Origin of the sequence: Ureibacillus sp. GCM10028918 (assembly GCF_042666115.1) — a bacterium.
GTDB lineage: Bacteria > Bacillota > Bacilli > Bacillales_A > Planococcaceae > Ureibacillus.
The window spans coordinates 380,783-393,245 of record NZ_JBHTFK010000007.1 but is presented as its reverse complement, the minus strand read 5'-3'; the positions used below and the strand labels follow the sequence as shown (position 1 = coordinate 393,245).

16 protein-coding genes are annotated in these 12,463 nt (G+C 37.2%); 8 read left to right on the top strand and 8 right to left on the bottom strand.

Annotated features, from left to right (window positions below; translation table 11 throughout):
• Positions 1-2: 2 nt before the first annotated feature.
• The 3 genes from ACFQU5_RS11260 to ACFQU5_RS11250 all read right to left on the bottom strand — a co-directional run bounded on the left by ACFQU5_RS11260 (position 3) and on the right by ACFQU5_RS11250 (position 2,830).
• A complete protein-coding gene (locus tag ACFQU5_RS11260; RefSeq protein WP_390287785.1) occupies positions 3-992 on the bottom strand; it encodes an NADPH:quinone oxidoreductase family protein in 990 nt (329 codons plus the stop codon).
• 180 nt (positions 993-1,172) lie between these two features.
• The gene (locus tag ACFQU5_RS11255; protein ID WP_390287783.1) at positions 1,173-2,351 is read right to left on the bottom strand and encodes a macrolide family glycosyltransferase; all 1,179 of its coding nucleotides are present in this window, start codon (positions 2,349-2,351) and stop codon (positions 1,173-1,175) included.
• The gene (locus ACFQU5_RS11250) at positions 2,348-2,830 is read right to left on the bottom strand and encodes a helix-turn-helix domain-containing protein (RefSeq protein WP_390287781.1); all 483 of its coding nucleotides are present in this window, start codon (positions 2,828-2,830) and stop codon (positions 2,348-2,350) included. The genes ACFQU5_RS11255 and ACFQU5_RS11250 overlap by 4 nt, the downstream gene beginning before the upstream one ends.
• Before the next feature lie 251 nt (positions 2,831-3,081).
• Here ACFQU5_RS11250 and ACFQU5_RS11245 point away from each other — a divergent pair, with 251 nt between their 5' ends.
• Entirely contained in the window at positions 3,082-3,498 is a 417-nt protein-coding gene (locus ACFQU5_RS11245; RefSeq protein WP_390287779.1) for a DUF1284 domain-containing protein, read from the top strand.
• Between the two features lie 16 nt (positions 3,499-3,514).
• On the opposite strand, the gene ACFQU5_RS11240 is transcribed toward ACFQU5_RS11245, so the two are convergent.
• The gene (locus ACFQU5_RS11240) at positions 3,515-3,652 is read right to left on the bottom strand and encodes a hypothetical protein (protein ID WP_390287777.1); all 138 of its coding nucleotides are present in this window, start codon (positions 3,650-3,652) and stop codon (positions 3,515-3,517) included.
• Between the two features lie 78 nt (positions 3,653-3,730).
• The gene (locus ACFQU5_RS11235; protein ID WP_390287775.1) at positions 3,731-4,099 is read right to left on the bottom strand and encodes a DUF1801 domain-containing protein; all 369 of its coding nucleotides are present in this window, start codon (positions 4,097-4,099) and stop codon (positions 3,731-3,733) included.
• Positions 4,100-4,295: 196 nt separating this feature from the next.
• Here ACFQU5_RS11235 and ACFQU5_RS11230 point away from each other — a divergent pair, with 196 nt between their 5' ends.
• The 3 genes from ACFQU5_RS11230 to ACFQU5_RS11220 are packed head-to-tail and all read left to right on the top strand — an operon-like array spanning position 4,296 to position 6,039.
• Positions 4,296-4,505 carry a spore coat protein gene (locus tag ACFQU5_RS11230; protein WP_301136054.1) on the top strand — a complete coding sequence of 70 codons (210 nt, stop codon included), beginning with the start codon at positions 4,296-4,298 and terminating at the stop codon, positions 4,503-4,505.
• 12 nt (positions 4,506-4,517) lie between these two features.
• The gene (locus ACFQU5_RS11225) at positions 4,518-4,880 is read left to right on the top strand and encodes a spore coat protein (RefSeq protein ID WP_390287773.1); all 363 of its coding nucleotides are present in this window, start codon (positions 4,518-4,520) and stop codon (positions 4,878-4,880) included.
• Between the two features lie 22 nt (positions 4,881-4,902).
• Positions 4,903-6,039, top strand: coding sequence for a zinc-dependent alcohol dehydrogenase (locus ACFQU5_RS11220; protein ID WP_390287771.1), 1,137 nt, complete (start codon positions 4,903-4,905; stop codon positions 6,037-6,039).
• A 363-nt stretch (positions 6,040-6,402) separates the two neighbouring features.
• Here the strand turns inward: ACFQU5_RS11220 and ACFQU5_RS11215 are convergent, their stop codons facing one another.
• The gene (locus ACFQU5_RS11215) at positions 6,403-7,050 is read right to left on the bottom strand and encodes an HAD-IA family hydrolase (RefSeq protein WP_390287769.1); all 648 of its coding nucleotides are present in this window, start codon (positions 7,048-7,050) and stop codon (positions 6,403-6,405) included.
• Positions 7,051-7,280: 230 nt separating this feature from the next.
• Between ACFQU5_RS11215 and ACFQU5_RS11210 the strand changes: the two genes are divergently transcribed.
• On the top strand, positions 7,281-8,282 hold the full coding sequence (locus ACFQU5_RS11210; RefSeq protein ID WP_390287767.1) for an NAD(P)/FAD-dependent oxidoreductase: 1,002 nt from the start codon (positions 7,281-7,283) through the stop codon (positions 8,280-8,282).
• A gap of 262 nt (positions 8,283-8,544) precedes the next feature.
• On the opposite strand, the gene ACFQU5_RS11205 is transcribed toward ACFQU5_RS11210, so the two are convergent.
• Both ACFQU5_RS11205 and ACFQU5_RS11200 read right to left on the bottom strand, forming a co-directional pair.
• Positions 8,545-9,033 (bottom strand): YndM family protein, encoded by a 489-nt coding sequence (locus ACFQU5_RS11205; RefSeq protein WP_390287765.1) that lies wholly within the window; start codon positions 9,031-9,033, stop codon positions 8,545-8,547.
• Between the two features lie 125 nt (positions 9,034-9,158).
• Positions 9,159-9,857: an AIM24 family protein gene (locus ACFQU5_RS11200; protein WP_390287763.1), complete on the bottom strand. Its 699-nt coding sequence runs from the start codon at positions 9,855-9,857 to the stop codon at positions 9,159-9,161.
• Positions 9,858-10,173: 316 nt separating this feature from the next.
• On the opposite strand from ACFQU5_RS11200, the gene ACFQU5_RS11195 reads away from it, so the two are divergent.
• From ACFQU5_RS11195 to ACFQU5_RS11185, 3 genes are all read left to right on the top strand, one after another.
• Entirely contained in the window at positions 10,174-10,737 is a 564-nt protein-coding gene (locus ACFQU5_RS11195; protein ID WP_390287761.1) for a sigma-70 family RNA polymerase sigma factor, read from the top strand.
• Positions 10,734-11,753 (top strand): DUF4179 domain-containing protein, encoded by a 1,020-nt coding sequence (locus tag ACFQU5_RS11190; RefSeq protein WP_390287759.1) that lies wholly within the window; start codon positions 10,734-10,736, stop codon positions 11,751-11,753. Before ACFQU5_RS11195 ends, ACFQU5_RS11190 begins: the two co-directional genes overlap by 4 nt.
• 136 nt (positions 11,754-11,889) lie before the next feature.
• The gene (locus ACFQU5_RS11185; protein ID WP_390287757.1) at positions 11,890-12,411 is read left to right on the top strand and encodes a GNAT family N-acetyltransferase; all 522 of its coding nucleotides are present in this window, start codon (positions 11,890-11,892) and stop codon (positions 12,409-12,411) included.
• Positions 12,412-12,463: the final 52 nt, after the last annotated feature.

The following is a 12,463-nucleotide window of genomic DNA, read 5'->3' as shown; positions in this document are numbered from 1 at the left end:
CCCTATAATTTAACTAGTATTCTCCCTCTTGCCTGCCCCTTCAACAGTGTAGGCAGAACTTCTGGAAGTTCACTTAATGTAACTTCCTGTTGAATGACATCTTCTAAGTTGGCTGGTTTAAAGTCTGTTGCCAGTCGTTCCCATACCTTTAGGCGTGTTTCCATATCACAGTATACTGAATCAATCCCGAGTAAATTCACACCTCTAAGGATAAATGGAAAAACAGTTGTCGGCACACTTGTACCTGCCGTTAAACCACTTACTGCTACGGAGCCACCATATTGAATTTGGCTAAGTAAAGCTGCTAAAGGTTCTCCACCAACCGGGTCAACTGCTGCAGCCCATTTTTGTTTGCCTAAAGCTCGAACTTTCCCATCATAAACTTCTTCGCGTGAAACGATTGACGAGGCACCGATTTTCTTTAAATAGGCTGCTTCGGATTCTTTTCCTGTACTTGCTTCTACCTCAAACCCTAATTTTGAAAGAATAGAAACAGCAAAGCTTCCAACCCCGCCAGTTGCCCCTGCTACTAGCACTTTTCCTTTTTCAGATTTTACACCATTTTCCTCTAAACGCAAAACAGATAATGCAGCTGTAAATCCAGCTGTTCCGATAGTCATTGCCTCTTTTAAGGAAAGACCTTTCGGTAACGGAACAATCCATTGAGCAGGAATTCGAGCATATTCACTATACCCTCCGAAATGCGCTACACCGATTTCATAGCTCGTTGCAATGACTTCATCGCCTTCCTTAAAGCGTTGATCATCTGACGACACAACTACTCCAGCTAGATCAATTCCAGGTACAAATGGATAATTTTTCACGATATTGCCATTAGGAATTGCAGCCAGGCTATCCTTATAGTTCACACCAGAATACTGAACACGAATTAATACTTCTCCTGCTGGTAAATCCTCTACTGTTAACTTCTGAATATCGACAGAAAATTGCTCTTCTTGTTTATTTACAACTAAGGCATCAAATGATTGCATTAAGATACTCCCCTTCAATTATGACTCTAAACTTTTCTCTTAATTTAACACTTCCACAAAAAATGTGGAAATCCTTTTACTCTATACCTACCCTTTTTGTCCTTCACTTAAATGTTGGGCTATACCAAGAGTATAGTAAACTCATTGATTAAGCGCTATCGTTATGACAAGTTATTAAAATTATCTATTAATCTTAGCTAAAATAACATTTGCAGCTTCTTCTGCTCCGCCTGTATTTTGAAAGTTGTCGGATAACCTCAGTGCATTTTTTTGATAAGAGCTGTTATCGAATATTTTCTCTAATGCTTGTTCCAAATTAGTTGGTTTGATTCCGACGAGTTTCACTCCAGCTCCAAGTTCTTCTACACGGTTTGCAACCATCTTTTGCTCACTATGCAATGGATATAAAACCATAGGGACTCCAAAATAAAGACTTTCATTCACACTATTCATACCACAATGGGTGATAAATGCATCTGCTTGTTGTAAAACTTGTAACTGGTTTACACGCTTTTTAAGCGTAAAATGAATTGGAATGTTACCAAGAGCAGCAATTTCTGTTTTTTCACCAACCGATATCACAACATCTACCTCTTTATGTTCAAAAGCTTGAATACAATTCTTGTAAAAAAAATCCTTATTCTGATTTAGGACTGTACCTAATGATATATAAATTAATTTTCGGCTTTTACTTAATTTCCGTGCTTCAACATTTCTATTGATAGAAGGACCTACAAAAGTATATCTATCAGAAAAGGTTTCATGCATCGGTTGAAATTCTTTTGATGTATAAACAATGGTATCTGTTTCATTATCATTTTGAATTAGTGATAAAAAATTTTTCACTTCATATCCGTGATCCTTAAGAAGTTTTATTTTTTTATTAATTCGTGGAAGTCCAATAATCAATTTAAATACTTCCATAAAACTTTGCTTCATCAGCTTTGCCGTATGTTGATTAAAAGCAAAAGTAGTTGTGGAACAGATATAGGGGATGTTTAATTTCCTGGCAAATAGCTTCCCCCAAACACATACAGAATCAGATACAATGCAATCTGGTAAAAAAAGCTCTAAATCTGTTAAAACTCTATCTTGAAGCGCAATTGTTGTTTCTGCAACCATTTCTATTAATGCTGCAAAATCTTTACCTGCAATTCTATCTATTTCTCCTTCTGTTATCTGCGGCAGAAATTTATCACATGAGATAAATTTTGCGCCAGCGCTTTCGATTTTCTCTTTAAATTCATTAAATGAATAATACCATACCTCATGGCCCCAACTTACTAATTCAGCCACTACTGGAATTGTTGGATTAGTATGTCCATGTGCTGGGATAGAAAAAAATACAATTTTACTCATTGGGATTCCTCCCCAACTTCTTCAAACTTACGAATCATATCTGCAAATTCAAGAAATCCATTACTTTTTAGCAGAGCAAATCCTTTTAGACTATCGTCCCCCAAGACAACGAGTCTGTCACCCGCTTGAATTTGATAGATATCTCGAGCTTCTTTTGGAATCACAACTTGGCCACGTTCGCCAACTTTCACTACTCCAAAAAAACGTTTTCCTATAGGAGCCAAATGTTCAACCTCTTCCTCACTCATGTCACCTGTTAATTGGTCTAACGTAATTTGAAAGATATTGCTTAGCAGTTGGCATTTTTGAATATCTGGTAAGGCTTCATCACTTTCCCACTTAGCTACAGTTTGCCTCGATACATTCAGTCGTTCAGCCAAAAGTTCCTGACTCATTTTATTTTTTTTGCGTAATATACGAATATTCATACCAATCATACCGTCATTCCCTTCATTTTCTTTAATATATCTAAGGTCCATATTAAAATCTACCAATAATCTGCCACATTTTTTGTTAAAAATAATGGCAGAAATAAAGCCCTCCCATATGTGGATTGATAGTATCCTTTCTGAGATGAAAGCTTATCTATCTGCAAATTAGGACGATTAACAATCAAATAATTAGACATTTCACTAGAAGATAATATTTGATAGAATAATATTAAGTTAACCCTATTAGATTATAAGTTAACACATTAACGATGAAACTAAGTTAATTGGAGTGAGGTATTTTGATTGAACTACGCGGACACCATCTGTTTTGCCTTTTAGGCTATCGTGGTATGGGCTATTCGCCTGCATATGTAGAAAATATGACCCGGATCCACCAATCGTTGAGAAACAACCCAGGCACTTGGATTCAGATTGTAAAGGGACCAGATCATTTATGCGATAAATTTCCTGCAACAGGCGAGTACCATTGCGAAAACTTGACTATTTATGATAGAGATCAAGACATATTAAATAAAATGAATCTCGAAATAGGTCAGATTCTTAAATGGGAAGACATTGAATCCCGAATACGGGAATATATTACCCCTTCAGATATTCAAGTCGTTTGCAAAACCTGTACTTGGCGTTCACTTGGAGTATGCGAAGAAGGAATTCAAGAAATTCATCAAGGGAAGGGATTAAAGGAAGTTCATTAGTTCCTTCCCCATTCTACTACTGCAGCTTAAAATCAAAATCAATTGGCATCTCATCCGGCATCAACTTTATGCTGTTTCCCTCTGTTGTTCTATTTGATTCACACCCTGATAAATGTACAGTAAAAGCAATAAGCAAGGTAGCCATCAGTTTCATGTTTCACTCCAATCTAGCTAAGTGTAGAATAGTCGTGTTTCAGAGAAACATGTTACAAAAATAAGTCGCCCTGACTAGCTAAACCTCATTCATTTCCATCGCCGCTAGAATAAGAGTGGTAAAAACCGCCGGATTTAGATCTTCCTTCTTTTTCAAAGTGATATATCTCATTGTTTTTCCAGTACCCTCTAGTATATCCTTTCCAACGCCATCTTGAAGTTGGTTCCCTTTATGAAAGCCTAGCTTCACATGTTTTTTTGCTGTTTGCAGGTAACAAACCAATCCTTTATACGAGTAATTTGGCATTGACCATTTATATTCTTCCACGATTTCCTGGGAGGCTTCGAGAATAATTTTTCGCAACACTACAGTAATTTCTCGAATCTCTTCCGGCAGATTTTCAATAAATTGGTCGACCTCTACTATTGTTCTATCTTCGTTACTCATGAAATTACTCCTTTTTGTTGTTTTATACATTATCTACTATACCTATAGGTTTCTACAACAAAGTAGCCATCTCTTTTTTGTGATAGTTAAAAAGTTTTTTGACTTTCACCTGCAACCTAAATGAAAGGTTTAATTGTATAAATAACTTCACTACAGGGTAGCCTTTTTAAAGGAAAATCAGGAGGTGCAGTTTCTCATGTTCGAAAAAAAATTAGCACTTCATGAAACAATGGAATTTCATGAAGTCATTAACTTTATGACGACGAGTTTACTTAAATCAAAGCTTAGCCAAGGTGTTGTCTTTGACGATGACTTAAGAGCGCTATTAGACAAAAATGTGAAATTATCTACCCCCGCTTTAACAGCTATGATCAAGCTCTATTCTAAATCGGAATTAGAATACTAGGAGGACACTTATATGGAAGACTATTTAGATCCTATTAACTCAATTGGGATGCCAGAGCTAACTGATTCCGGAGTGGCGCTAGAGTTTTTACTTACTACAAAAACAGGTATTCGAAACCTTTCAATTGCCTTAACTGAAACGGCTTCCCCTGCTCTTCAAAAAATCATGAGAACTCAGCTGAATGTCATGATTGACTTATATTTTGAGATTTCCGAGCTGATGTTGAAAAAAGAATGGCTTAAGCCATATGATCTTGAAAGCCAAAAGGAACTCGATATTAAATCTGCAGAAAATGCAATTAGTATTGCTCAGTTGGATTTATTCCCTAAAAGCATGAATCGAAAAGGAATGTTCCCTACCCCACCGAAAAAATAAAAGAAAATGAGGGATTTTTTTAATGAAAGCGGTCACTTTTCAAGGTATAAAAAATGTTGAGGTTAAAGAAGTAAAAGACCCTACAATAAAAAAAGCCGATGATATTATTATTCGTTTAACAACTACTGCCATTTGCGGATCGGACTTGCATTTACTTCATGGAATGATTCCGAACCTTGGACAAGATTATGTCATTGGACATGAACCGATGGGCATTGTAGAAGAAGTCGGTAAAGGGGTGACGAAGGTAAAAAAAGGTGACCGTGTTGTCATTCCTTTTAATGTTGCATGTGGAGAATGCTGGTATTGCAATCACGATTTAGAAAGTCAGTGTGATAATGCAAATGATAATGGTGAAATGGGCGCCTACTTCGGATACTCAGACACAACGGGAGGATTCCCTGGTGGACAAGCAGAATATATGCGTGTTCCGTATGGCAATTTTCTCCCTTTTAAAATCCCAGAGAAATCCGAGGTTTCAGATGAAAGTCTAGTTCTCCTTGCCGATGCTGCTACAACCGCCTTTTGGAGTGTCGATAATGCAGGTGTAAAAAAGGGTGATACAGTGATTATTCTCGGATGTGGACCTGTAGGATTATTAGCACAAAAATTCGCTTGGCTCAAAGGTGCAGAAAGAATTATTGCCGTGGATTATGTAGGATATCGTCTGAAACATGCAAAGAAGACTAATAACGTGGAAATCGTCAATTTTGAAGATCATGAAAATTGTGGTGAGTATCTAAAAGAAATCACAAAGGGCGGTGCAGACGTTGTCATTGATTGTGTTGGGATGAGCGGTAAAATGACGCCTCTAGAATTTCTTGCAAGTGGCGTAAAACTGCAAAGTGGAGCTATGGGTGCCATTGTCACAGCTAGTCAAGCTGTACGAAAAGGTGGAACCATCCAAATTACCGGTGTTTATGGCGGTCGATACAACGCCTTCCCACTCGGTGACATCTTTCAACGCAATGTAGCGCTTCGTACTGGACAAGCCCCAGTTGTCCACATCATGCCTCACGTCTATAATCTAATTGCTGAAGGTAAAGTGAATGCCGGTGATATCATTACACACGTCCTCCCACTAGAAAAGGCAAAACACGGTTATGAAATATTCGATACAAAACAAGAGGATTGCATTAAAGTGGTTTTAAAACCTTGAATCGAACTATGACAAGATACTTTTGATATCTGTTCAAAAGTATCTTTTTTATTAACCTTCTTTCTGTACAAATGAACCACTATTTCTAGAATCCCCTCAATAATACTAAATAACGCCATTTGAAACACTTATATCACTTACTGCCAATAATATTGCATTGAGCAAAAACACTAAAGTCTATATGATAAATGTAAGTTAATACTTTGAACGGTTGTTAACTTAGCCTTTTCACCTAAATTCAGGTGATAAATATGAGAATTTTTGCCCCAGTCATTTATGATTGGGGATTTTTTTATGGGAAGGTGCTAATCTTCTTGGAGAAATAGCATCTAAATCATATGTTTATAGCATTTTCTTGAAAAATTATGGAGTTACGACGAGGCTGATTGGTGAAATTAAAGTATCAATTATCTCCCGAGGAGTATGGACAACATACTTTGGCTTTTCCTTTTCTATGAGTTCATAACCATCCAATCCCCAACTTACCCACATAAACGGAATCCCTACCGTATTGCAGGAGATAATATCTCGAATTTCATCTCCTACATAAAGGACTTCTTCAGGTGTTGACTGCTGTCTTTTCAAAAACTTTTTTAAGACTGCATCCTTGCCAAATAATTTGCTAGATGTAAGTACCTGAGATACTGTGTCAATCTGCTCCTGCCTTAAGAGCAATTCTATATTTTCCTTTGCATTCGATGAGAGTATGATAATTTTATAACCACTTTGAGAGAGTGTATCAAGCATTTCTTTAATGCCCTCAAATACCTTCACTTCTTGAATATGAGCTTTAAAATATCCATAAATCTTTGGCAAAATAATCGGGAGTTTGTGCATCGGGAAATGAAACAGTCTTGCTCTTTGGTGTAAATCTAAATTTCTTGTAGCAGTAATGTCTTCACTCTTAACGCGATCATACTTAAATGTATCTGCATAGTTGTTCCATGCTTTCATAAAAACAGTACTTGAATCTGCTAAAGTTCCATCAAAGTCAAAAATGATATATTTCATAATAAAGAGTCCCTCGTTTCATTTACTATATATGCCTATCTTAAAGGTTCACACAATCATTGGCAAAAAATTCAAGTCCATTGAAATAACAACCAAACTTTTTAATTTCAACACTTCCATATTCAGAGGATAAAAATTGCCAATTTCAATATAAATCGCTACTTTTAGGGTAATACTCCTCATAAATAGTTAATATCAACAAAACATTAAAAAGAAAATGAGTGGATATTATGAAAACCGATGAAAAAGTTTATGATGTAACGATTATTGGTGGCGGTCCAGTAGGGCTGTTTACTGCTTTTTATGCTGGAATGCGAAGTTTGTCTGTCAAAATCATAGAAAGTCTCCCCCAGCTAGGTGGACGGCTTTCAGTTATTTATCCTGAAAAATTCATCTATGATGTAGCAGGTTTTCCAAAGGTAAGGGCCAAAGAATTAATCGCCAACCTTGAAGAACAATTAGGAATTTTTGAGCAAACATTCGTATTAGAGCAGACGATTCAAAGCTACGAAAAATTAGATAACGGCGTGTTCAAAATCACAACGGATAAAGAACACCATCTGACAAAAACCATTATCATAGCAGCAGGTTTAGGTGCGTTCCAGCCAAGAAAATTAACGATTGAAAATGCTGCAAGCTTCGAGGGAAAGACTCTTCATTATTTTATCGATGATATGAGTCTGTTCAAAGGGAAGAAAGTCATTGTCTTGGGCGGCGGTGATTCGGCTGTCGATTGGGCTTTAATGTTAGAGCAGATTGCACAGAGTGTAACCATTGTTCACCGACGAGATAAATTTACCGCTCATGAACATAGTGTAGAGCAATTGAAAAAATCATCTGTGCATATTAAAACACCTCTTGTTCCTACAGAACTTGAGGGTGACAATGGCAAACTACAAAAAGTCACCTTTAAAAATGGGGAATCCGGAGAATTTGAAGCCCTAGAAGCAGATGAACTGGTAGTTAACTATGGTTTCACTTCCTCTTTAGGCGCTTTAAATAACTGGGGATTAGATATGAGTAAGATTTCCATTAATGTGAACTCCAAAATGGAAACGAATCTTGAAGGCATTTATGCTGTCGGGGACGTTTGTGACTACGAAGGAAAAGTGAAGTTAATCGCAACAGGCTTTGGTGAAGCAACAATTGCAATCAATGCTGCTAAACATTATATCGACCCATCTACAAGAAGCCATGTCCCGCATAGTTCGGATATGTTTAATGATAAATAAGGTGCATTAGAAAAGCGCAAGCGCCCTGTTTGGCCCCGTGTCGACGAAAACGCCACATCCTGTGGCAAAGTCGACATGACTCACATCGTGTGAGCCCCAAGCTGCTGGAGCATCCGACAAGATCACGCTTTTTGCCTTCGAGGAAAAGGCAGACCGCGACTCGAGGGGCTGGGCCGCTTGCGCTGGACACTGTTCAAAAAATATAGACTTTTTTAATTCAGCCAAAAAAGGACTGCCCTAAAATGATGGGGCAGCTCCTCTTTTATTTCATTGGATCTTCGGTTTCACTTTTAGTAATATCATTGTTCTGTCTTCTTTCCATGCCCTCATCAAAATCCTCTGAGAACTCAGTTTGCGTTACTCTAGGAGTATAAGTATAGCCATGATTCTTTTCTGGCTCCTGGACCGTTTCTATCACATGATCCCGGAAATATCGGTGGTAAAACATTTCCCCTACTCCAATAAAAAGAGCTGATAAAAAGGCAGCAGCAAACATTGAGGTATTTTCACCGTTTACCCATGTCCCTAACCCCCAGATTACAAAAAAGGCGAGGAATAAGTCACTAACTGACGCTATAAAATTTCCCACTTTAGGTAGTATAAACACATCTCCAACAAAAGCAACAATAGTTAAGAGCGTACTTATAAGAAGTATGTTTCCAAATGAAACTCCATAAAATAATCCCAATACAATCCACAAGATTACGATTGTCATGGCAAGTTTAATGAGAAAAGCTTTCGTATACTGCATTTACAATTCCTCCTTTCTTATTTCTTAAGGTATAGACTTTCCCGAACTTAGGCCGCCATACATCCAAGAAACAAAGAAAGAAAGAACGCAAGGAAAAAAACAGCTATACAAAAACAGTTTGAATTTTAACTACTAGTTGACTGCATATTCACTTCTTCAAATGGCTGAACAATAACAAATCCATCTCCTTCAAATCTCATCTGAATGGATTCTCCACTGCCTCTACCTACAAAGGTTTTTAGTGAAATGTCAGTTTGGAACTCCGGCTGAAGATTTCCTGACCATGCCACTGTTGCGTTGGGATCTGTAACAATTGGGTTTCCTGGTGTAACACGTAATGTCAGTGGTTCATAATGCGATGTGATAGCAATCATTCCCTTTCCTTCGCATCTCACATTAAATAAGCCACCTGCCATCATCCCGGCAACCTTTTTCATCAGCTTGATATTGTGCTTGATGGAAGGCTCGAACGCCAATAAGTCATTGCCATTTACATGAATGGCCTCGTTTTGCAAATTCAGAATGATGATTTTCTTTCCGCTATCAGCTAAATATAATTTCCCTTTTCCATTCGCCTTCATCAGGGTCGTGCCTTCACCTGTAAATGCCTTTTTGAACATATGGCCAATGCCATTTTCCAATATTCCTTCACGTTCAAACTTGATCTTCCCGTTATAGGAAATCATTGCCCCTGATTTAGCCCATACAAGACCATCCAGGTTTACCTCTAAAATACGGGGTGTCTCGAGTTCGAAAAACCCTTCTCCTTTATCGACTTGCTCTGTATTTTTAACAAATTCTTCAATAGAATATCTATTTACCATCTAATCCCCTCCATTATTTTACATATACGCAGTTACTTTCTATTTAGTTTCACAAAGACTTCTCATTCCTTCATTATTTGTCACCAAATGAATTTTATTACGTTACACCAGAATATATTCCGCATTTAAAATGTCCTATCTTTTTCGCAAGCACCGTTCTGTTTAAAGTAAAATAATTTCAATACCATAAATCTCATGTTTTAGCATAAACAACCTGTACAATTTTACTAAGTAAAAGATATTTTGAGAATAAATACTTAAACCGTTCGTTGTACTTTATGAAAAAGCTTTTTCAATACCATAAGGAGCGAAATAAATGAAATGTTCATCGACAAACTTTATCCCCCGATTAAAGAAACAAAAAGAAGATGCACTGGATTATATAATCGAGGCTTATTTGCCACTGGTAAAAACGATTGCTACTAAAATTTTGCACACGATGAAACGACAAGATATTGATGAGTGTGTAAATGATGTGTTTCTAAGCGTTTGGCAAAATGCCCATCAATTTGACGGGGAAGCACAGGACTTTAAGAAATGGATTGGCATGATTACAAAGTATAAAGCTATCGATCGATACAGACAGGCTGAAAAGCAAATTTTCCACGAACAAACCGATGCACCACTTGAACAGAAAGCAAGCTCTTTACAAACAGATCTCACCGTCCTTCAAAGAGAAGAAAAGACGGAATTATTGTTTGCGATTAGTCAGTTAGAAGAAATCGACCGCGATATTTTTATGATGAAATATTATTTAGAGCTATCAAATTCGGATATTGCCATAAATCTCGGTTTATCGAAGGCCGCCGTTGATAACCGTCTGTATCGTGGGAAGAAAATTCTAGCCACAAACTCAAAAATAAAGGAGCGATTTGTATGACAAAAAAAGAATGGCTCGACTTAGATATTGATCAACTTGAGTTACTTGACGTAACAGAAATCGAGAAAGCTCGCGTCAAACAGCATGTACTAAAAAAACGCAGCAAAACAGCTATTTGGCGCAGGATTGCTGCGGCTTCAATTATTCTTATCGGTACTACTACTGCAACCGGGTTTGCTTTCCCTTCTCTTGCATCTCAGCTTCCTTTTATGGATAATGTCATTCAATTTTTTAATGACAACGAACATCGTTATACGAACTTTGATGACTTATCCTCAGATATTAATCTTTCGCAGGCAAGTAACGGGGTTACTGTCATGATTGATGATGCAGTGTATGACGGTACGAATATTACAGTTTCGTATGCAATTGAAACAGAACATGATTTTGGAGAAGAATTGATGATTCCTCATTGGTTTGATGTGGCTGGTGCTACCGGTCATGGTGGAGAAGAACAAATCACAAAGATTAGTGATACACGTTATGTAGGGTTAGCAACAATTACCCCAAACTTCAAAAATGATGCATATCCAGAAACGGTGAAAGTGACTTGGAGCCCACAAGCCTTTACTAGTATTTCCAATAATCTAAAAATCGAGGGTGATTGGTCCTTTGATTTTTCCTTAGAGCGTTTGGAAGGAGATTTACAACTCGTAAATAGAAATGTTCAAAAAGATGGTGTGGACTTTACACTCCAAACGATTGAATATACGGATGTTTCGACGGTTATTTCCTATGAGCAAGTTGTCTCGGACGAGCTTCTTTCAAAGTGGCAAAGTGTAACACCTGTTTTCCGAATTACAGATAATCTTGGGAATGTATACGTAGATGAAACAAGTGGTGGTGGCAGTTCAGAGGATAATGGGAAAACCTTTATTGGAACAACGGCATTCGGTACTATAAAAAGCGATGCTAGTCAACTGATCATCCAACCAGTCGATATCGCAAGTCAACTATCTGGACAAGGACATATTGAAATTGAACTGGAACCGATTGTGATTGATTTAAAGAAATAGAATAAAATGCTTCTTTGGAAGTTGCATTATTGTTGATTTCCGAAGAGGTGTTTTTTTGTATTAAGGCATGCTCCTCTCCCTTTAAAAAGGAATTTTTGCATGATTTAAAGAAATATCTTTTATGGAGGTGTTTGATATGCAAATAAGAATCGCAACCATGGATGATGCAGCTGGGATCGCAAAAGTTCATGTGGATAGTTGGAGGACAACCTATCAAGGAATCATTCCAGATGACTTTTTAAATAAGCTATCCTATGAACAAAGAACAAAATTGTGGATTCAAAATATTGTACAAGAGGATAATTATGTAGTAGTTGCTGAAAATTCAGAAGGTAAAATTATCGGCTTTGCGACTGGCTCAAAACGTGAAACGAATATGGTTCCCAATTCGTGTGACTTAACCACTATATACTTGCTAGAAGAATACCATGGACAAGGGATTGGTAAAAAACTGCTCAAACATCTCTTTATACACTTTAAAAGCTTAGGTCATGAAAAGATCTTCGTCGATGTATTGGCAGATAATAAAACTCGTCATTTTTACGAATATTATGGTGCAAAGTTATATACAACAACTCAAATCAAAATAGGTGGAAAGCTTTTGGATGAACTCATTTATGAATGGGATAACGTTGATGAAGTTCTAAACAAGTTATAAGCTCCATTACCCCTGGATGTATTTACGGCGTTAATCTCCTTAGATCAACGCC